The organism is Stenotrophomonas sp. 3(2025) (assembly GCF_052665395.1).
The window spans coordinates 246,446-266,401 of the sequence record NZ_JBQOIF010000003.1 but is presented as its reverse complement, the minus strand read 5'-3'; the positions used below and the strand labels follow the sequence as shown (position 1 = coordinate 266,401).

Genomic DNA, 19,956 nt, shown 5'->3' with positions numbered 1-19,956 from the left:
GGTCCTTGGTCACGAAGGTGAATCCCGATCCTAGCGCGGGCGTGCAGCCACCGGTATCGGCCACCAGTCACTGGGGGTGATCGGCCCCCTCGGCCTTCGTGATTGGCCGTTCCCGGGTCACGAACGGCGCTGATTCACGTCCGGACAGTGTCCGCAGCCCCCCGAATGGACAGGTGTCCGCCCTGCGGACACTTTCGGAGAGCCATAAAACCCTTATGGATCAACGACTAAAAGTTGGCACGGGGATTGCTTTGTACTTCCTGCGCCAGGAAGGGCTTCAGACAAAAGCTGACTGAAGACTGAACAACAGCAGGAAATCGAAAATTCTGCTTGCATCCCCAGAACTGGTGTTCTACCTTACTACCACACCACTGCTCACCAACACTAAACAGGCCCCGTCATGAACGCCAAGACCATTGCCATCGCCATCGCCCTGATCGCCGGCACCGCGGTTGTTTCGTCGGTGCAGGCCTCCGAATCCATCAAGACCCTGTCCACCGTGCAGGTCCGCCCGGCCGCCGACCAGCTGGTCCAGCAGGCCTGGGAACAGGCCAGCGGCATCCCGACCCTGGCCACTGTCGAAGTGCGCCCCAGCGTCGACCAGCTGGCCGAGCGCGACGGCTTCATCGCCAGCCCGGTCGCCGCCGCGCTGCCGATCACCACCCTGGCCTCGGTTGAAGTGCGCCCGAGCCTGGAGCAGCGTGTCGCCCTGGCTGCCGAGCAGGAAGCCCAGCGCTACGCCGCCACCCTGGCAGCGGCCGCCACCAGCGTCGCCAACCAGGTGATCGTCAACCTGCCGGCCCTGCAGGTGCGTCCGAGCGCCGCCCAGCTGCAGGCCTTCGCTGCCGAAACCGCCCAGGTCCTGCTGCGCCCGTAAGCGACGTCCGCCCTGCCCCGCGCGGGGCGTGCGTCGTAAAGGCGGCCGCCGTCGCAGGTACACTGCGCCGATGAATGCCGCGCCCCAGTTCCACGTGATCCTGTTCCAACCGGAAATCCCGCCCAACACCGGCAATGTGATCCGGCTCTGCGCCAACACCGGCGCGCAGCTGCACCTCGTCGAGCCGCTCGGCTTCGCACTGGAAGACAAGCAGCTCAAGCGCGCCGGCCTGGACTACCACGAGTACTCGCGCCTGCAGGTGCATCCGGACCTGGACACTGCGCTGGCGCGGATCGCACCGAAGCGGTTGTTCGCCCTGAGTACGCGTGCCAGCGTCCGCTATGACAGCGTGGCGTTCGACGACGGTGATGCATTCCTGTTCGGCCCGGAAAGTCGTGGCCTGCCGCAGGACGTACTGGATGCCCTGCCCGATGGTCGCCGGCTGCGCCTGCCGATGCGGCCGGACAACCGTAGCCTCAACCTGTCCAACACCGTTGCGGTGGTGATGTACGAGGCGTGGCGCCAGCATGGGTTTGCCGGCGGGGCGTAACGCCACGCGTCTCTCTTCCGCCTGATTGCTGTGGCGGGCGCATGCGTTCATGGGCGTTACTTTTCTTTCCGCGCGGAAAGAAAAGTAACCAAAAGAAACGCGCCGCCATCCGCGAGCCGGTGCTGCGCACCGGTACCCTGCGCTCCTCGGCCCGCCGGGGGACGGCGCGGAACTCGCTGCGCTCAGACACCCGCGCCTCTTCGCCCCCGCCGGACCTGCGGTCCTCGGCTCGCTTCAAGACGGACCCAACAGCCGCTCAGTAGATCCACGCCATGCGTGGATGGCTGTGTTCCCCGCCCCGCTCAGAACGCGTTGATGCCGGTCAGCTCGCGGCCGATCACCAGCTGGTGCACGGTCTCGGTGCCTTCATAGGTGATCACCGATTCCAGGTTCAGCGCATGGCGGATCGCCACGTGCTCGGTGGTGATACCGGCCCCACCCAGCAGATCGCGACACTCGCGGGCGATGTCGATGGCCATGCGGCAGTTGTTCCACTTGGCCAGGCTGACCTGCTGCGGTTGCACCTGCCCGGCTTCCTTCAGTCGGCCCAGCTGCAACGCCAGCAGCTGCGCCATGGTGATGCGCCGGGCCATGTCGGCCAGCTTGATCTGCGCGCTCTGCGTGGCAGCCAGCGGACGGCCGAACAGCACGCGCTCCTTGGCATACCCCAGCGCTTCATCCAGGCAGGCGATGGCCGAGCCGATCGGGCCCCAGCTGATGCCGAAACGCGCCTGGGTCAGGCAGCCCAGCGGCCCCTTCAGCCCCTTCACGTTCGGCAGGCGGTGGCTGTCGGGCACGCGCACGTCGTCGAAGAACAGCGCGCCGGTCAGCGACGCGCGCAGGCTCATCTTGTGCTTGATCTCCTGCGTGGTGAAGCCGGGCATGCCCTTCTCCAGCACGAAGCCCTGGATGCCGTCTTCGGTCTGTGCCCAGACGATGGCCAGGTCGGCCACCGGTCCGCTGGTGATCCACATCTTGCTGCCGTTGATGCGCCAGTCGCTGCCATCGCGCACCGCGCGGGTCTTCATGCTGGCCGGGTCGGAACCGCCGTGTGCCTCGGTCAGGCCGAAGCAGCCGATCAATTCGCCGCGCGCCATCGCCGGCAGCCATTGCCGCCGCTGTTCTTCGCTGCCGTAGGCAAAGATCGGGTACATGCACAGCGAGCTCTGCACCGACACGAAGCTGCGCAGGCCCGAATCGCCGCGCTCCAGCTCCTGGCAGATCAGCCCGTAACTGACCGCGCCAAGGTCGCCGCCGCCGTACTCGGCCGGCAGCGTGGCGCCGAGCAGCCCAAGCGCGGCGATCTCCGGCACCAGTTCCGACGGGAACCGTGCCTGGTCGAAGGCATCACCGATGATCGGCAGCACGCGCTCGTTGGTGAAGCGGGCCACGCTCTCCTGTACCGCGCGCTCTTCCTCGCTGAGCAGGGAACGGACATCGAACAGGTCGTACGGATCCAAAGCCATGGCACTCACACGCAGTCGGGACTGCCGCCATTGTCGGCCATCCGGGCGGCGTTGGTGTGCGGGTAGAGGCCGACCCTGGTCGGCGCTGGTGTTTCCGCTCACGCCAACCAAGCTTGGCACCTGCCAGACCACGCGCATTACGCTGCATTGCAGCAATTGCGATGTGAACATCGGCGATCTAGCTCGATCACGCCCGTCCCGGTACCCTGACACATTCAAACAACCGTTTCGCCCGTGGCTGCACGCGCGATTCCCAGGCAACCGCCGGTGGCCCCGATGCCGGCACTACCCACGAGTCATGCAATCGATGAGTGCTGAAGCCAACGCCCTGCCCCCGCGTGAAGTCATGGAATTCGACGTGGTCGTCGTCGGTGCCGGCCCGGCCGGCCTGGCCACCGCGATCCGCCTGCGCCAACGTGCGATCGACGCCGGCCGCGAACTGTCGGTATGCGTGCTGGAGAAGGGCTCCGAACCCGGCGCGCACGTGCTGTCCGGCGCGGTGATGGACCCGCGCGCGCTGACCGAACTGTTCCCGGACTGGGCCGAGCGCGGCGCACCGCTGAAGCAGAAGGTCACCCGCGACGAGTTCCTGTTCCTCAGCGAGACCGGCGCGCGCACCACCCCGCACGCGCTGTTGCCCGAGTGCTTCCACAACGAAGGCAACTACATCATCAGCCTGGGCGAAGTCACCCGCTGGCTGGCGCAGCAGGCCGAGGCGCTGGAAGTGGCGATCTTCCCCGGCTTCGCCGCCGCCGAAGTGCTGTACGGCGATGACGGCGCGGTGATCGGCGTGGCCACCGGCGACATGGGCATCGAAAAGGACGGCACGATTGGTCCGGCCTTCGAGCGCGGCATGGCCCTGCATGCGAAGTACACGGTGTTCGCCGAAGGCGCGCGCGGCCACCTCGGCCGCCAGCTGATCAGCCGTTTCAAGCTGGACGAAGGCAAGGATCCGCAGGCCTACGGCATCGGCATCAAGGAACTGTGGCAGATCGACCCGGCCAAGCATGAGCCAGGCCTGGTGGTGCACGCCGCCGGCTGGCCGCTGGATACCGACACCTACGGCGGTGCCTTCCTGTACCACGCCGACGGCGGCAAGGTCGCCATCGGCTACGTGGTCGGCCTGGACTACAAGAACCCCTGGCTGAGCCCGTTCGAGGAATTCCAGCGCTTCAAGACCCATCCGTCGATCCGCAGGCATCTGGAAGGCGGCACCCGCATCGGCTACGGCGCGCGTGCGATCACTGCGGGCGGCCTGATGTCGCTGCCCAGGACCGTGTTCCCCGGCGGTGCACTGGTCGGCTGCGAAGCCGGCTACCTCAACGTCAGCCGCATCAAGGGCAGCCACGCCGCGATCAAGACCGGCATGCTGTGCGCCGATGCCGCCTTCGACGCGCTGGTGGCCGATCGCCAGCACGATGAGCTCAGTGCCTACCCGGCCGCCTTTGAAACCAGCTGGCTGCACGACGAACTGAAGCTGTCCAAGAACTTCAAGCAGTGGTTCAAGAAGGGCCAGACCGTGGCCACGCTGATGACCGGTATCGAGCAGTGGCTGCTGCCGAAGCTGGGCGTGCGCAACCCGCCGTGGACCCTGCGCCACAGCATCCCGGACCACGCCTGCCTGGAGCCGGCATCCAAGCACGCGCGCATTGCCTATCCCAAGCCCGATGGCGTGCTGACCTTCGACCGCCTCAGCTCGGTGTTCCTCAGCAGCACCAACCACGACGAGAACCAGCCCAGCCACCTGACGCTGAAGGATGCGAGCATCCCGGTGAAGGTGAACCTGGCCGAGTACGCCGGTCCGGAAGCGCGCTACTGCCCGGCGGGCGTGTACGAGTTCGTCGGCGACGGCAACGATGCGCGGCTGCAGATCAACGCGCAGAACTGCGTGCACTGCAAGACCTGCGACATCAAGGATCCGACCCAGAACATCGTCTGGGTGACCCCGCAGGGCGGCGGCGGACCGAACTACTCCGGCATGTGACCGGCCATGGGGCTGCGACGGCCGGTCGCAGCCCCACGGCGCGTGCGCCCGTTATCCTGCTCGCCCATGCGTGCCCTTCGCCTGCTTCCCGCTGTTGCCACGATCCTGGTCGCCAGTGCGTGCCAACGACCGCCCGCTGCGCCCAGCACGCCCGAACAGGCGCGCCAGCAGGCGATGCAGCGCGCGTTCGAACTGTGCGCGGGCTGTCATACCGTCAATGCAGGCGGCATCCACCGCTTCGGTCCCAACCTGCATGGGGTGATCGGCCGTCGTGCGGGCAGCCTGCCCGACTACGGCTACTCGCAGGGCATGCGCCGCGCCGACTTCGTGTGGAGTGCGCAGACCCTGGACACCTTCCTGCAGTCGCCCACCCATCTGGTACCCGGCACGCGCATGTACAACGCCTTCCCGAGCGCCGAGCGTCGCGCGCTGGTGATCGCTTACCTGCAGGAGCACGCGGCTCAGTGAGCCAGGCGCTGCAGCTGGTGCTGCAGATGCGCCACGAACTGCCCGGCGTCGGCAACCGCCGATGCGACCTCTGCATCGCCCGCGGCCTGCAACCGTTCCACCAGCGCGTTGGCGCGATCGGCCAGGCCGCGTGCCCCCACCGCCCCCAGCGCACCGGCCTGCCGATGCAGGTGCAGCGCGGCCGTCACCCGGTCGCCTTCGTGCAGCGCGCGCTGCAGGGCCGCGATGTCCTCGTTGCTGGCCTTCACCAGGCTGTCGTGCAGCTGCCGGGCGATCTCGCGCGAACCGAAGCGCCGTTGCAGGGTCGCCAGGTCGGGTAGCCCCTCGTCGCCCTCGGGCTCATCGTCGCTGTCCACCGCGGCCTGGTCATCTTCAGCACCCTCGGCGCGCGGCAACCAGCGCAGCAGTGCCTGCCGCAGCGTCGCCAGCGACAACGGCTTGGCCAGCACGTCGTCCATGCCGGCTTCGCGGCAGCGGCGTGCGTCATCGTCAAGCACGCTGGCGGTCAGCGCCAGCACCGGCATCCGCGGCTGGCCGTTGCGCCCCTCGCGCTCGCGCAGCAGGCGGGTGAAACCAAATCCATCCAGCACCGGCATGCGGCAGTCGGTAATGACCAGATCGAAGGATTCCTCCGCCAGCCGGTCCAGTGCCTGCTGCCCGTCATCGACCAGCACATGCGGCACGCCCAGCTGCTGCAGGCGCCAGGCCATCATCACCTGGTTGGTGGGATGGTCTTCAATGATCATCACCCGGGCCTGGCGCAGATCTGGGGGCAGCAGCGCGATCTGCTGGTGCTCGGCCTGCAGCGCGATCACATCCTCGCTGCGCGCTTCCACCAGCGACAGCAGCACCTCCACCCGCGTCCCTTCGCCCAGCGTGCTTTCCAGCTTCAGTTCGCCGTCCATCTTCTGCACCAGGCGCCGGCAGATGCTCAGGCCCAGCCCGGTGCCCCCATGGTCGCGCTGGATGTAAGCACCGGCCTGGGTGAAGGCTTCGAACAGGGTCGGCAGCTGCTCCGGCGCGATGCCGATGCCGGTGTCGGTGACGCTCAGGCGCAGCGGCTGGCTGCCATCCTCGGCAGTAGGGCCCAACACTTCCAGCTGCAGCCGCACCGAGCCCTTCACGGTGAACTTGATGGCATTGCTGAGCAGGTTGAACACGATCTGGCGCAGGCGCACGCCATCCACTTCATGGGCCTGTGCCAGCTGTTCGTCGATGTCCAGCTGCAGGTCCAGGCCCCGCGCCGTGGCCTGCGGCAACAACAATCGATGCACACCCTCCAGCAGTGGCCGCACCGGCAGCGGCACCGGCTCCAGGCGCAGCGCACCCGCTTCCATCCGCGAATAGTCGAGGATGTCGTCCAGGATCTGCCGCAGCATCTGCGCCGAGTCTTCGATCACGCCGAGGATGCGTTGCTGTTCAGCGTCCAGCGGCGAATGCGCCAGCACTTCCAGCATGCCCAGCACACCGCTCATCGGCGTGCGGATTTCATGGCTCATGGTGGCCAGGAAGCGCGATTTCGCTGCTGCAGCCTGCTCGGCTTCGACCATCGCCGCGGCCAGCGCGTCGGCCTGCGCACGCGCCTGGCTCACGTCCACCCAGTAACCACTCCAGGTTACCGCGCCGGCTTCGGTTGAGTACGGGTGCGCCTGGCTGCGCACCCAGCAGGGCGCACTTCCGTCGCGATGGATACGGAACTCGAAGGACAGCGGGGCGAAATTGCGCGCCGCCAGCTCCATCGCACGCAGCACCTTTGCGCGGTCGTCGGCATCGATGCATGCCAGCAGCGCCTGCCCGTCCGACTCCGCCTGCTGCCGGCTGATGCCGAACATCGACTGCACATCGCCGGCAATGAAGGGGAAGCTCAAGGTGCCGTCCGCTTCGCGGCGGGCCTGGTAGACGATGGCAGGCAGGTTGTCGGTCACCTCGGCCAGACGCTGCTCCAGCTCGCGACGGCCGGCCACTTCGCGGCGCAACCGCCAGTGCCCCAGCCCATGCACTGCCACAGCAGTGGTCAGCACCAGCATCAGCGGAAGGCCCCAGCGCAGCAGGGTGCGCCAGTCCACCCCATCGTGGTATTCCACCGACAGCCAATCGCCGCGCAGGGCCTCGCGCCGCCGCGGCCCCATCTGCAGCAGCAGGCGGTCGAAGGTGGTGGCCAATGCCGCATGGCGGCGCTCCACCGCCAGCGCCAGCTGGTCGTTGAACCCGGCAGGCGCGGCCAGTTGCAGGCGCCCAGGGAAACGGTTGCGCAGCAGCTGGTCGACCAGCGCCAGGTTGCCCACGTAGGCATCGGCCTCGCCATCAGCCAGGCGTTGCAGGGCCTGCTCGGCGCTGCGCGCGGCGACGATCTTCGCCGACGGTGCCTGATGCTGCACGTAGCCACGGATGCGCTCCGGATCGGACAACAGCACGCGCTTGCCGTCCAGGTCCGACAGCCCCAGCATCGACGGGCTGTCAGTGCGGGTGACGATCACGTTGGGCACGGTGATGAAGGGTTGGCTGAACACCCATTCCGGCCCGAGATAGCTCGAATCGGCAGGAATGCCGATCACCGCCTGCAGTTCCCCGCGACGCGCCTTCTCGCGCACCTCGTACCAGTCATGGCTGTTTTCCACCTGCAGGTTGGCGCCGGCCTGCAGCAGGCGCTGCAGGTACTCGTTGGTCAGGCCACTGGGCTTGCCATTCCTGTCGGCGAACGACAGGGGAGCCGCGTTGGGCGCAAAGCCGATCTTCAATGGCTGCTGCAGCACCCGTTTCTCTGCCTGGCTCAGCGCCAACTGCGCCGATGCCGACCATTGCGGCGCCCGCAGCCAGCGCTGCACGAGGGCGTCGCGCTGGGTCTCGTTGACAGCGGCAAGCGCCAGATCCAGTGCTTCGGACAACGGCTGTTTGCTGTTGGGCACACCGAAATGCAACTGCTCCGGCGGCAGATCGCTGGGCCGCAGCAACGCCACACCCTTCAACCCGTTGGCGGCGATCAGTTCCGTTGCCACGTAGGCATTGCCGATGAAAATGTCGGCTTTGTCGTCTCTGACCATACGCAAGGCCGTCAGCGTGTTGTCTGCGACAAGTTGTCGTGCCCGGGGGAACCGCGCACGCACCTGCGGTCCGGTCATGAAGTCCTGTTCGACGACCACGCGCAGCCCGTCCAGGTCAGGTGCCTCCGAGGCACGCAGGTCCTGTGGACGCCCGACCAGGGCCAATGGTGCTTCGGCATAGGCAGCGGTGTAGACCATGCAACGGGTACGCTCGGCGCTGAGGGCGATGTTCATCACCACGTCAATCTCGCCACGACATGCCGCATCCAGCACAGAGGGCCAGTCCGCAAAACGGCGCGTTTCCACCTTCAGGCCCAGCTGCCGGGCCAGAAGCGTCAGGTAGTCCGGGCCGAGCCCCATCTGCTTCCCGTCCTGGATCGACTCAAAAGGAGGCCAGCCACTGTCATACTGTCCAACAACGACAACAGGATGTGCGGCCAGGTACTCGCGCTGTGGCGGGCTGAGCGGCAACGGTCCCGGCGTGGACGTCGGCTGGGCCAGCGCCGGCAGCGCCAGCAAGGCGGTCAACAGGATCAGTCCACGAGCCGCCCAGCTGCGCATCTGCAACGATCTCCTGGAAGTCCTGCCAGGGACCGCGACGGTCGCGGTCCGGCGTGCCAGTGGCCATACTAGAGCATGACCTTGCGCATCATCATCGCAGACGATCACCCCGTGGTCCGCATCGGTACCCGCGCCGTCATCGAGTCCAGCGGCGTTGGCCGAGTCGTTGGCGAGGCCGACAACGCCCAGGCCCTGATGACCCTGCTGACCACCCAACCCTGTGACCTGCTGGTCACCGACTATTCGATGCCCGGCAGTCCCCAGGCCGATGGCTTCGCCATGATCGGCATGATCCGCCGCCGCCATCCCGACCTGCCGGTACTCATGCTCAGTGTCTCCAACAACCTGGCGATCCTGCGCATGGTGCTCGACAGCGGCGTGCTCGGCCTGGTCGACAAGAGTTCGTCGATGGATGAACTGCCGCAGGCCATCCAGGCGGTCTATCGCGGCCAGTCCTACATCAGCCGCAGCCTGCGCGAGCGGGTGGAGGAAGCGGGCAGCTGGCGCATGCGCGAGGGTGACGGTAAGCCGTTGTCGCCGCGCGAAGTGGAGGTGCTGCGGCTGCTCGGCACCGGCATGACGGTCAAGGAAATATCGCTGCAGCTGCACAAGAGCGTCAGCACCATCAGCCGCCAGAAGGGTGACGCCATGCTCAAACTCGGGCTGAAGGGCGACGCGGAGCTGTTCGACTACCTGCGCGACGGCAGGATCTGAGACACCGTTCGTAGTTCCCTGGCGGGAGGCGACTCCCTGCCCCCTGTGATCGCCGTCGCAACTGTGCCATCATCCGCGTCGATGGGTTCTCCTATGCGAGGTCGAAGGAATCGACCGGCTCATCACGACGTTCCCCCTCCTCGAGGGCGGGGCGTGTTCTGCGTTGGCCTTCCTGCCCGACGCCCGCAAACCATGGAGAGGTGCATGAAGATCCTTCCGGAATCCCGCTTGGCCCGTGTCCGCCCACGCCTGTGTGCGACGTTCGCCGGCCTGCTCGTTGCGCTGCTTGCCGGCGCCTGCACCCCCTCGCCTTCGACCGCGTCACCACAGGGCGCCACCGCGCCACGACAGGATGTTGCCCCGATGCAGAGCTCCGCCACACCCGCCACCACGGCCACCGCCACGCCCCCCGATGCCGGCAGCGTGCTGTATTTCATCTACGACGTCGACGGCGATGGCGCCGTTTCGTATGAAGTAGCCAATGGCAGTGTCGCCACCTTCTGGTTCGGCCATGCCTTCGAACTGGCCGGCACCCGCTATTACACCGGCTTTGCCTGGAACACACCGCAGAAGTACGGCAAGCCCGGCGAAGACGAAGCCGGTCCGGACAGCCAGGTCACCCTGACCGAGGCCACCTTCACCCTGACCGGCGACAAGCCGGATCGCCCCTGGGTGTTCAAGGGCGCCGAACCGTGGGTCGGCACCGTCGGCGCCTATGGCACCGCGCCGGACATCGACAGCAAGCGCAAGCCGCTGGAGTACCGCACTCCGGCCGGCAAGCTGGTGCTGGCGGTGCCGACCAGCACCTTCGCCACCGGTACCAGCATCGAAGGCTACACCGTGCTGGTATTCAACCCGGACTACGAGAAGTCCGAAGACGGCCAGGTCTGGGCCAGCGCGGGCACGGTGATCACCGGCGAAGACAATTCGGCCGCCTGCGACGAGGGCCAGGTGATGCCGTGCGTCAGCAACCGGGGCGTACTGGCCTTCAGCGCCGTCGCCGGCAGCGACCTGCCCACCATCACCGTCACAGCCACCGGCACCACCATTTCCGGCCCGGGCCAGACCCGTGCGCTGGGTGCGGCCGATGCACGCCAGTACCACTACGACGCCGCCCGCAAGGCCTACGTAGAGAAGTAAGACGCACCACCCCGCAGCACCTGTTGACCGACATGTTGAAGACTCACGGATGAGTCCGGTTGGCGTATCGCGGCAAAGGCCGCTCCATCAACCCCAGAGGAAGTGTCATGGCACAACGTGACTACAGCAAAAAGGAAGTTCTCGACATCATCGAGCAGGTGGCACAGCGCAAGGGCATCGCCAGCGAGGACTTCCTGCGCTTTGCCCACATCGAGACCGGTGGCCGCTTCAACGAGCGCGCGCACAACGACAAGACCGATGCCAAGGGCCTGTTCCAGTTCCTGCCATCGTCGGCCAGGCAGTACGGCCTGACCGGCCACGAGTACGACCCGACCCGCAACACCGAAGCGGCAGCGGAGATGTTCAAGCGCAACCTGGTGGACATGGAAAAGCGCCATGAGCGCACCGGCCATCCCTACCTGTCCGGTGATGACAAGCCGAGCGGCCTTGACCTGTATCTGGCACACCAGCAGGGTGCGGCCGGCTACGGTTCGATCCAGACCGCGATCGCCACCGGCACGTTCGGCGTGGTGCGCGACGGCCACGGCGATCCGATCAACATGCGCCCGCGCATCATGGGCCAGATCGGCAGTGACGTGGAAGCGCTGACCGGGCATACGCGCGCCGAGATGCGCACGATGAATGATCGTGACCTGGCCAGCACCTTCGCCCAGTACTACGACCGCAAGTACGACGCGATCAGCATCCCGGAAAAGAACATCGCGCCGATCACCGAAGCCCAGGCGCGTCCGGCACCGGTGCAGGCCGCACCGGCACAGACCGCGGCCCCCGCCGCGCAGGCCGCTGCCGCCGCCGGTGCCGCAACCATCGCCGCTACCGCCACGGCTGCTGCCGCCAAGCCCGACGCACCCGGCATTTCGCTGGATGCGGCCTACAACGCCGGCGTGAAGTACGACCACGTCAAGTACGCGATCAACATCGAAGGGCATCGCCTGCAGGTTCCCGGCGTGTCCGGCAAGAACGTCGCCCAGGGTTACATCGACTGCTCGGGCTGGGTGGGCACGCTGCTCAACAAGACCCAGGATGAGATCAACCAGAAGGCCGGCCACGCGGTGTTCGCCGATGCCGACAAGATCAAGCTGGGCTTCGCCGGTTCGGGCAGCATCGTGGAGCAGGCCTACAAGGACTCGGGCGTGCTGCTCAAGCGCGACGACATCCTCAAGCCGGGTGCGCTGAAGGAAGGCATGGTGATCGGCCTGGACACGGCCAATACCAAGCACGAGTACTGGAAAGGCATCGACCACATCGTGATGGTGGTGCGTGACCCGAACACCGACAAGCTGCTGATCAGCCAGTCCACCGGCAAGCTGGGCGTGCATACCATGCCGGTGGAGGATTACCTCAAGCAGGTAAAGGACCACCCGAACTGGAAGCTGTTCGCCTCCGATCCGCTGCACCAGGCACGCGATCTGCTGGAAAACCGCAGCCAGGCGCACGAGCAGGCGCAGGCCAAGGGCGCCGCCGAACCGAAGCCGTCCCCGCAGGAAAAGCCGCAGGCCAGCAACGAACTGCATAAGCAGGGTGCGCACGGCGAGGATGTGCGCAGGGCGCAGGAACAGCTGGGCCACCTGGGGTATGTGGGTGCCGACGGCAAGCCGCTGGTGGAGGATGGAAAGTTCGGTCGCAACACCGAGGCTGCCGTGCGCCAGCTGCAGAAGGACAACGGTCTGGCAGTGGACGGCATCATCGGCCCGAAGACGCTGGATGCGATCAAGGACGCGCGCGAGCGCCCACTGCTCAATGACGAGCGCCATCCGCAGAACCCGATGTACAACCAGGCCGTGAAGGGCATGGAAGGCCTGCCGGCAGGCACCTTCAAGGACCGCCATGCACTGGAGGCCGCCGCCGCTGCGCTGACCAAGGAAGCACAGGCCAGCGGCATGCAGCGCATCGATTCGGTGGTGCCCAGCACCAACGGCGAGCGCATGTTTGCCGTACAGGGCACCGCCGGTGACCCGGCTGCCTGCCGCGCGGCGGTGGACACCCGTGCGGCCAGCGAGCAGAGCATGGCACTCAGCAGTGGTGCGGTGCACGGTGCACCGAATGTCCTGCAGCAGCAGGACGCCCAGCAGGAGCAGGTGAAGCAGGCCCAGCGCGCCATGGGCCACTGAGCCAGGCCAGGCAGGGGAAGCCAGGGGAAGGGCCGCGTACTGCGGCCCTTTTCCTTTCTGGCAGCTGAGCGGCCGCCGCGCTTTCAGCCTCGCTTCATGCCGCCTGACGCTAGATGAATGCGCAAGCCGCACGGGGATCGCGCGCAATGTTCCGGCAATGTCCGGGCACCAGCGTGGTCCCTACGGCAGCCGGGGCGCCCAGCGCCCTCCCTGCCCACCGTGGCATGCACCTCACAGGAGAACCCAACATGCTCAGCACTTCCGCACTCAGCTTCCGTGGTCTGGCGATGGCCCTGGCACTTCTTGCCGGCGTGGCCGTGGTCAGTGATGCCAGCGCGATGTCGAGGAAGGACAAGCGCACCGTGGTCGGTGCCGTCGTCGGCGGCGTGGCGGGTCACCTGATCTCCAACGGCGACCCGGCTGCCACCGTCGGCGGCGCGGTTGCCGGCGGCGCCATCGGCAACCTGACCACCTCCGACCGCCATGATCGACGCTACGACGGGCGCTATGACCGTCGCTACGATCGCCGCTATGACCGGGGCTACAACCGCGGTTATGGCTACGACCGCCGCGATGACCGTCGCTGGCAGCGCGAGCGCCATGACAACCGTTACTACCACGACCGCGGCCGCCATCGCGGCTGGTAAGCGCGCCGGCCATAGGCCGCACGTGGCGTCCCTGACGGGCGGGTCGATGACCCGCCCGTTTGCGTCTGTGGCGTCCATGGCGTTGAATGCGCAGCCTTGGATGTTCCTTTACTCACCAGCGGCCGTGGCATGACTTCTTCCCCCCATCGCGTGCAGGGCCTCAACAACGACGAGGTCGTCGCCGACTGGCCGGTGATCGACGCGCAGGAGATCACCTGGCTGCGTGGCCACTATCCGCAGCTGGGCGCGGACAGCACGCTGCGCTGGCACAGCCCGCGTCCGTTGTCGGCCGCGGCCATCGTCGACGGCACGCACGGTCCGGTCTTCATCAAGCGCCACCACCACAGTGTGCGCAGCGCTGAAACCCTGGAAGAAGAACACCGTTTCATCGCGCATCTGGCAACTGCCGGCATGCCGGTGGTGCAGGTGCTGGCCAGCAACGACGGCCGCACCGCACTCGAACACGGCCCGTGGACCTACGAACTGCATGCGGTGGGCGCGGGCAAGGACCTGTATCGCGAGCTGCCGTCATGGTCACCACTGACCGACATCGCCCAGGCCCACCAGGCAGGAAGAATGCTGGCCACGCTGCACCGCGCGGCCACCAGCTACCACGCCCCGCAGCGCGGCACCCATCTGCTGGTGGCACGCGACGACCTGATCCGCGCCGATGACCCGATCGCCGCGCTGAAGGCCGACCTCGGCAATCGCCCCGGGTTGGCCCGCTACCTGGCGCGCATTCCCTGGGAAGAACAGCTGCGCCGCGATGTGCTGCCGTGGCACCACGGCCTGGCCGCGCGCCTGCAGGACGAACCGCGGCTGTGGGCGCACAACGACTGGCACGTTTCCAACCTGCTGTGGAACGACGACGGCACGATTACCACGGTGCTCGATTTCGGCCTGGCCTCGCCCACCAGCGCGCTGTTCGACCTGGCCACCGCGATCGAACGCAACGCGGTGGCCTGGCTGCAACTGGAGCGCGGCACCGATGCTGCTCGCATCGACATCGCCCTGGCCCTGCTGGACGGCTATCGGCAGGAGCTGCCGCTGTCGCCCACGCGCGTGCACCTGCTGGCCGACCTGCTGCCGATGGTGCATTTCGACTTCGCTCTGTCCGAAGTGGAGTATTTCGAGGGCGTCACCGGATCGACCGCGAACGCCGATGTGGCCTGGCAGCCGTTCATGCTCGGGCATCCGGCGTGGTTCGCCACGGCCCCCGGCCAGGCCCTGCTGGCGGCCCTGCACGCCGCCGCGTGAGCCGCGAGCCACCAAACACCCGGGGGGCTCAGTAGATCGACGCCATGCGTCGATGATGCGCTCGGCCGGGGTCAGATCCCTTTCCGCTGGAAAGGGATCTGACCCCGGCTGAAGGGCGGTAGCTCGCAAATCCGTACCATTTGTAGTGAAATGGTCACCTGAAGCGGGGGTGCCTGGATCTGCCAGGCTGAGAGAGTCCCTTGGAACCTGATCCGGTTTGCACCGGCGTAGGGAGCTTTGAGCCGCAGCCACACCCCCGTCATGGGCCGGTGCACCTGCGCGCCGTCGCTTCGTCTCCCTTGTTGTCTGAAGACGAATCGAATGAACCGCTGCCTGCGCCCCACCCTGCTCGCCCTTGCCCTCTGCGCCGCCCTGCCGCTGTACGCCAGCGAGGCAGGCACCGACGCCGTTGATGCGCCCTCCTCGCCCACCGAACTGGCGGCGGTGCGCGTGCAGGCCGGCAAGCCGGCCACCGACACCTCGCGCGTCAACGCCTTCGGCGGCGGCTCGTGGAAGGACACCCCCGCCTCGGTGAACGTGCTGGAGCGCGACTACCTCGACCGCCGCCAGGTGCGTTCGCTGTCCGAGCTGGCCAGCAATGATGCCTCGCTGGGCGATGCCTATGCGCCGGTGGGCTACTACCAGAACATCGCCATCCGCGGCTTCGCGCTGGATGCGGCCACCGGCTACCGCTTCAACGGCATGTCCATCGCCGGCGAGCAGCGCCTGGCGCTGGAGAACATCCAGGAAGTGCAGATCCTCAAGGGCGAAGCCGGCCTGGCGGCTGGCGTGATGGCACCCGGTGGCATCATCAACTACGTGGGCAAGCGCCCGGCGGAAGTGCGCACGGTCACCCTGGGCACCGATTCGGAAGGCTCGCGCTATGCCGCCGTGGATGTCGGCCACTGGCTGACCCCGCGCTTCGGCGTGCGCCTGAACGCGGCCTGGGATGCCAGTGATTCCTACGTCGAGCATGCCAACGGTCGCCGCAACTTCTATTCGCTGGCCACCGACTGGCTGATCGGCGAACACGGCAAGCTGGAAGTGGATGCCAACTACCAGACCAGCGCGCAGCGCTCGGTGTCCGGCTTCCAGCTGCTGGGCGCGCGCGACCTGCCGCGCGGCGTCGACCGCGAACGCCTGCTCGGCTACCAGCCGTGGCAGCGGCCGGTGGACATTGCCAGCACCAACATCACCGCGCTGCACACCTATGACTTCAACGATGCGTGGCAGTCGCGCGTCTCGTTCGGCCACAGCCGCTCGGTGATCGATGACAACGTCGCCTTCGCCTACGGCTGCTACTACACCGCAGGGTGTGCAGACGGCAGCATGCCGGGCAACTATTTCGCCCCCAACGGCGACTACGACATCTACGACTACCGCAGCCCGGATGACACCCGCCGCAACCAGCAGGCCCGTGCCGAACTGCGCGGCAGTTTCGAGACCGGCAGCGTCGGCCACCAGCTGAGCATCGGCGCCGACTACTTCCGCCGCACCATCGACAAGCGCCCGAGCGTCAACGAGTACGTCGGTACCAGCAACATCCACGACGTGCAGGTGCCGGTGTTCGAGCCCTCGCCGAAGATGCCGGGTGCATCGGCACGGCGCCTGGACAGCCGGCAGACCGCGTTCTTCGCGCTGGACCGGATGAGCTTCGGCGATGACTGGCAGTGGCTGGCCGGCGGCCGCTTCGTGCGCCTGGACGAGCGCGCCTACGACAAGCGCGGCACGCCGCAACGCCACAGCCGCCTGTCGCGCTTCCTGCCGCAGACCGCGCTGGTGTGGAAGGCCACCGACCAGCTCAACGCCTACGCCAGCTACGTGCGCGGCATTTCGCTGGGCCAGGAAGCACCGTTCTGGACGTCCAACGCCGATACCTTCCTGCCATCGATGCAGTCGCGGCAGCTGGAAGTGGGCGTGAAGTACGTGCCAGTGGACGCCCTCACCCTGGGCGCGGCCGTGTTCCGCACCTCCCAGCCCTACCAGTACGCAAAGCCCGACGGCAGCGACGTCGGCTACACCTTCGTCGAAGAAGGCCAGCAGACCCATACCGGCCTGGAACTGACCGCCAACGGCCAGCTGGCCGACGCGCTGCAGATCGTCGCCAGCGCCAGCGTGCTGCAAGCGCGCGCACGCGACACCGGCACCCCGGCCTATGAAGGCCATCAGCTGGTGAACGTGCCCAAGGTGCGCGCCAGCGTGCACCTGGCCTACGCGCTGCCGTTCGTTGAAGGCCTGGATGTGACCGGTGGCTGGCGCTATGCCTCCTCCAACGTGGCCCGCGCCGACGGCGGTGTGCGCGCACCGGACTACTCGGTGTTCGACGCCGGCCTGCGCTTCCAGCACCGCCTGCACGACCGTGCGGTCAGCTGGAACCTGTCGGTGGACAACCTGTTCAACCGCTTCTACTGGCGCGACACCGGCAGCAGCGGCGGTGACTACTACCTGTTCCCGGGTGCGCCGCGACAGGCGCGCCTGTCGGTGACGTTCGCGCTGTGAGCGGCGTCGCGCTCGAGTGGACTGCCGCGCTCTTCAGCATCCTCGGGGTGTGGCTGATGGCAAAGCGACGGTTGGCCGCGTGGCCGGTCGGCCTGCTGTCGGTCGCGCTGTACGGCGCGGTGTTCGCCGAAGCCAAGCTGTACTCGGACACGCTGCTGCAGGTCGCCTTTGGTGGATTCCTGGTCTACGGCTGGATCAACTGGCGCCAGCACGCCGCCGATGAAGGCAGCATCCGCATCGTGCCGCTGGCGCGCGGCACGCTGCTGCGCGACCTGGCCATCGGCCTGTGTGGCGGCGTGGCGCTTGGCGCCGGCATGCACACCTTCACCGATGCAGCGTTGCCGTGGCTGGACGCGATGCTGGCCGCACTGAGCCTGGTCGGGCAATGGTGGCAGGCGCGCCGGCACACGGCCTGCTGGTGGGTGTGGATCGTGGTGGACGTGGTCTACGTGGGCGCCTATCTGTTCAAATCGCTGCACGTGACTGCTGCGTTGTACGTGTTCTTCCTGGGCCTGGCACTGTTCGGGCTGCGGGCGTGGCGCGCCGCCGCGCGCGAGCCGCAGGCAGTACCTGCGCAGTAGAGCCACGCCATGCGTGGCTGCGTTGGTAGATGCCGACCTTGCTCGGCAGGTGAGCGCCAACCAAGGTTGGCGTCTACCGATGCCCGGCAGCCAGGCATGGCGTGGCTCTACTGGGTAAGGGTCAGCCCCAATCGCAGTGGCTGTCGCATGTCCTTCGGCGGCGCCGCCGGCAACGGCGTGGCCTGCAGCGCCGCACGCAGATCGGCATCGACCTGTGCATCACCCAGGCTGTCGAATTCCAGTTTCGAGATGGCGCCATCGCCGGCGATCCACACACTCACCACCAACGGCGCCGGCGCTTCGGGATGCTCCTGCAGCCAAGCCAGCAGGCGCTGCGCGTGCGGATCCTGCTCCTGCTGCAGACGCTGCTGCAACTCGCCGCTGACGGAGGCGGCATAGGCCATCCAATGCGCAGGTGCGTCCTGTGCGGACACGCTGGCGCTGCCCAGCGCCAACAGGCCCAGCAACCATGCCAACGGGCGCCAGCCACGGCGCGAGGTGCGCTTGTTTCCTGCAGAAGCCATCACCCACGTCTCCACGTCCATCCCAACGCGCCATGGTCGGCGCCGTAGATGACAGGCAGATGGCGGCGCAGTAGAGCCACGCCATGCGTGGCTGTTCCGGGCAACCGGTTGATCCATCCACGCATGGCGTGGATCCACCTGGCTGCCCCACCCGGCGTGATCAGTCGCCCAGGTCGGCCAGCACTTTGCGCGAGGGCGCAAAGAAGGTGACGCCGGTGGTCGCGGTGGAGAAATCGAGGATGCGGTCATGCAGCGGCGCGGGGTTGCCGATGAACATCCGCTCCAGCATCTTCTCGATCACCCACAGCCGGCGCGTGTAGCCGATGAAGTAGGTGCCGTACTCGCCACGCCCCGGATTGGCGAAGGGCATGTTGTCGCGCAGGATCTCGTGCTCGCCGTCGGCATCCTCGATGGTGCACAGCGTCTTGTGCGACTTCTGCGCGTCGGCCGGTGCGTCGTCAAGCTCGATGTTGTCGTGCTTGGTGCGGCCGATGATCGCCTCCTGCGCCTCGGTCTTCTGCGTGCGCCAGGCATCGAGGTTGTGCAGGTACTTCTGCACCACCACGTAGCTGCCACCGGCATGGTCGGGGTCCTCGTCGCCGACGATGGTCGCCTCCGGCAGTGACAGGCCTTCGGGGTTGGCCGTGCCGTCGACGAAATCGAGCAGGTCGCGGCCGTCGAAGTAGCGGAAACCGGCCACATCATCCACCGCGTCCACCGCATCGCCGAAGGCCATCATCAGGTTGCGCTCGAAGGCCACGATCAGATCCATCGTGCGTGCACGGACGTGGTACAGCAGGTCGCCCGGCGTGGAGACCGCCGTGTGGGTCGCACCCTTCACTTCCTGGAACGGCTTCAACTCGCGCGGCGGCGTACTGCCCACCAGCGGCGCCCACACGCGGTGGCCGATGGCCACGTTGCAGGTGAAGGTGCGCTCGATCTCGCGGATGGCGGTGTTCTTGATCAGGTCATCGGTACTGGCCAGCACCTCGCGCACTTTCGCCAGCGACGCCGCATCGTCCTTCACCGTCAGCACCAGGAACGCGGCCGAATGGGTCAGCGGCGCGGTGATCTGCTGCGGCTCGTTGTCGAGCGTGTGGTTGAGGGCGGTGATGGGTGCGGGCTGGGCGTTCACGATGGTTCCTGCTGGCTTGAGGCGGGCACATCGCCTGCGGCAATGTGCGGGCGATCATAGCGGAACGACCTTGCCGGCGACGGAGCGGTTCTCAGTTCGCGGAGGTCAGCCGGCCGGCGCCAGCCACTCATCGGCAAGCACCTGTGCCTGCAGCCCGCTGTCGGTGATCGAGTGCTGCGGCTGTTGCACCCACCACTCCCCGTGCCACTGCGGCCGCATGTGTCCGCGCAGGAACCGCTCGACGCGAAAGCGCTGCCCGACACGAAGGATGCAGGCCAGCCGCGTGCCGTCCTGCGAGACCACGGACGCCTGCAGCTGCCAGCCGTCCGCAGCATCGCGCAGCAGATTCGCTCCATCGATCTCGATCACGTCCATGCTGT

At 67.2% G+C, this 19,956-nt stretch carries 16 protein-coding genes and 1 riboswitch; of the genes, 11 read left to right on the top strand and 5 right to left on the bottom strand.

Features of this window, described 5'->3' with window-relative positions:
• Positions 1 to 400 precede the first annotated feature (400 nt).
• On the top strand, positions 401 to 877 hold the full coding sequence (locus ACUXVE_RS04080) for a hypothetical protein (RefSeq protein WP_025875859.1): 477 nt from the start codon (positions 401 to 403) through the stop codon (positions 875 to 877).
• A gap of 70 nt (positions 878 to 947) precedes the next feature.
• Positions 948 to 1,427, top strand: coding sequence for a tRNA (cytidine(34)-2'-O)-methyltransferase (locus tag ACUXVE_RS04075; RefSeq protein WP_032978095.1), 480 nt, complete (start codon positions 948 to 950; stop codon positions 1,425 to 1,427).
• A gap of 302 nt (positions 1,428 to 1,729) precedes the next feature.
• Here the strand turns inward: ACUXVE_RS04075 and ACUXVE_RS04070 are convergent, their stop codons facing one another.
• Positions 1,730 to 2,893: an acyl-CoA dehydrogenase family protein gene (locus ACUXVE_RS04070; protein ID WP_093820839.1), complete on the bottom strand. Its 1,164-nt coding sequence runs from the start codon at positions 2,891 to 2,893 to the stop codon at positions 1,730 to 1,732.
• A 307-nt stretch (positions 2,894 to 3,200) separates the two neighbouring features.
• Here ACUXVE_RS04070 and ACUXVE_RS04065 point away from each other — a divergent pair, with 307 nt between their 5' ends.
• Together ACUXVE_RS04065 and ACUXVE_RS04060 are read left to right on the top strand one after the other, a co-directional pair.
• Entirely contained in the window at positions 3,201 to 4,877 is a 1,677-nt protein-coding gene (locus ACUXVE_RS04065) for an electron transfer flavoprotein-ubiquinone oxidoreductase (protein ID WP_222387975.1), read from the top strand.
• A gap of 66 nt (positions 4,878 to 4,943) precedes the next feature.
• On the top strand, positions 4,944 to 5,345 hold the full coding sequence (locus ACUXVE_RS04060) for a c-type cytochrome (protein ID WP_033832730.1): 402 nt from the start codon (positions 4,944 to 4,946) through the stop codon (positions 5,343 to 5,345).
• On the opposite strand, the gene ACUXVE_RS04055 is transcribed toward ACUXVE_RS04060, so the two are convergent.
• Positions 5,339 to 8,947, bottom strand: coding sequence for an ATP-binding protein (locus ACUXVE_RS04055; RefSeq protein WP_445513883.1), 3,609 nt, complete (start codon positions 8,945 to 8,947; stop codon positions 5,339 to 5,341). The genes ACUXVE_RS04060 and ACUXVE_RS04055 overlap by 7 nt on opposite strands.
• Before the next feature lie 75 nt (positions 8,948 to 9,022).
• On the opposite strand from ACUXVE_RS04055, the gene ACUXVE_RS04050 reads away from it, so the two are divergent.
• From ACUXVE_RS04050 to pnuC, 7 genes are all read left to right on the top strand, one after another.
• Positions 9,023 to 9,661, top strand: a complete 639-nt coding sequence (locus tag ACUXVE_RS04050; RefSeq protein WP_025875871.1) for a response regulator transcription factor — start codon at positions 9,023 to 9,025, stop codon at positions 9,659 to 9,661.
• A 204-nt stretch (positions 9,662 to 9,865) separates the two neighbouring features.
• Complete coding sequence (locus ACUXVE_RS04045; protein ID WP_261311838.1) at positions 9,866 to 10,801, top strand: hypothetical protein; 936 nt, start codon at positions 9,866 to 9,868, stop codon at positions 10,799 to 10,801.
• A gap of 107 nt (positions 10,802 to 10,908) precedes the next feature.
• Positions 10,909 to 12,933 (top strand): XVIPCD domain-containing protein, encoded by a 2,025-nt coding sequence (locus ACUXVE_RS04040; RefSeq protein WP_445513882.1) that lies wholly within the window; start codon positions 10,909 to 10,911, stop codon positions 12,931 to 12,933.
• Positions 12,934 to 13,181: 248 nt separating this feature from the next.
• On the top strand, positions 13,182 to 13,580 hold the full coding sequence (locus tag ACUXVE_RS04035) for a glycine zipper 2TM domain-containing protein (protein WP_025875877.1): 399 nt from the start codon (positions 13,182 to 13,184) through the stop codon (positions 13,578 to 13,580).
• Between the two features lie 129 nt (positions 13,581 to 13,709).
• Positions 13,710 to 14,837, top strand: a complete 1,128-nt coding sequence (locus ACUXVE_RS04030; RefSeq protein WP_445513881.1) for a phosphotransferase enzyme family protein — start codon at positions 13,710 to 13,712, stop codon at positions 14,835 to 14,837.
• Between the two features lie 155 nt (positions 14,838 to 14,992).
• Positions 14,993 to 15,088, top strand: a riboswitch (TPP riboswitch).
• Positions 15,089 to 15,158: 70 nt separating this feature from the next.
• Positions 15,159 to 17,336 carry a TonB-dependent siderophore receptor gene (locus ACUXVE_RS04025; protein WP_445513880.1) on the top strand — a complete coding sequence of 726 codons (2,178 nt, stop codon included), beginning with the start codon at positions 15,159 to 15,161 and terminating at the stop codon, positions 17,334 to 17,336.
• On the top strand, positions 17,333 to 17,917 hold the full coding sequence (gene pnuC, locus ACUXVE_RS04020) for a nicotinamide riboside transporter PnuC (protein ID WP_445513879.1): 585 nt from the start codon (positions 17,333 to 17,335) through the stop codon (positions 17,915 to 17,917). Before ACUXVE_RS04025 ends, pnuC begins: the two co-directional genes overlap by 4 nt.
• 107 nt (positions 17,918 to 18,024) lie before the next feature.
• Here the strand turns inward: pnuC and ACUXVE_RS04015 are convergent, their stop codons facing one another.
• The 3 genes from ACUXVE_RS04015 to ACUXVE_RS04005 all read right to left on the bottom strand — a co-directional run bounded on the left by ACUXVE_RS04015 (position 18,025) and on the right by ACUXVE_RS04005 (position 19,951).
• Positions 18,025 to 18,441 carry a TonB C-terminal domain-containing protein gene (locus tag ACUXVE_RS04015; RefSeq protein WP_222387981.1) on the bottom strand — a complete coding sequence of 139 codons (417 nt, stop codon included), beginning with the start codon at positions 18,439 to 18,441 and terminating at the stop codon, positions 18,025 to 18,027.
• Positions 18,442 to 18,601: 160 nt separating this feature from the next.
• Positions 18,602 to 19,576 (bottom strand): Dyp-type peroxidase, encoded by a 975-nt coding sequence (locus ACUXVE_RS04010; RefSeq protein ID WP_445513878.1) that lies wholly within the window; start codon positions 19,574 to 19,576, stop codon positions 18,602 to 18,604.
• Positions 19,577 to 19,681: 105 nt separating this feature from the next.
• On the bottom strand, positions 19,682 to 19,951 hold the full coding sequence (locus ACUXVE_RS04005) for a hypothetical protein (protein ID WP_093820853.1): 270 nt from the start codon (positions 19,949 to 19,951) through the stop codon (positions 19,682 to 19,684).
• Positions 19,952 to 19,956: the final 5 nt, after the last annotated feature.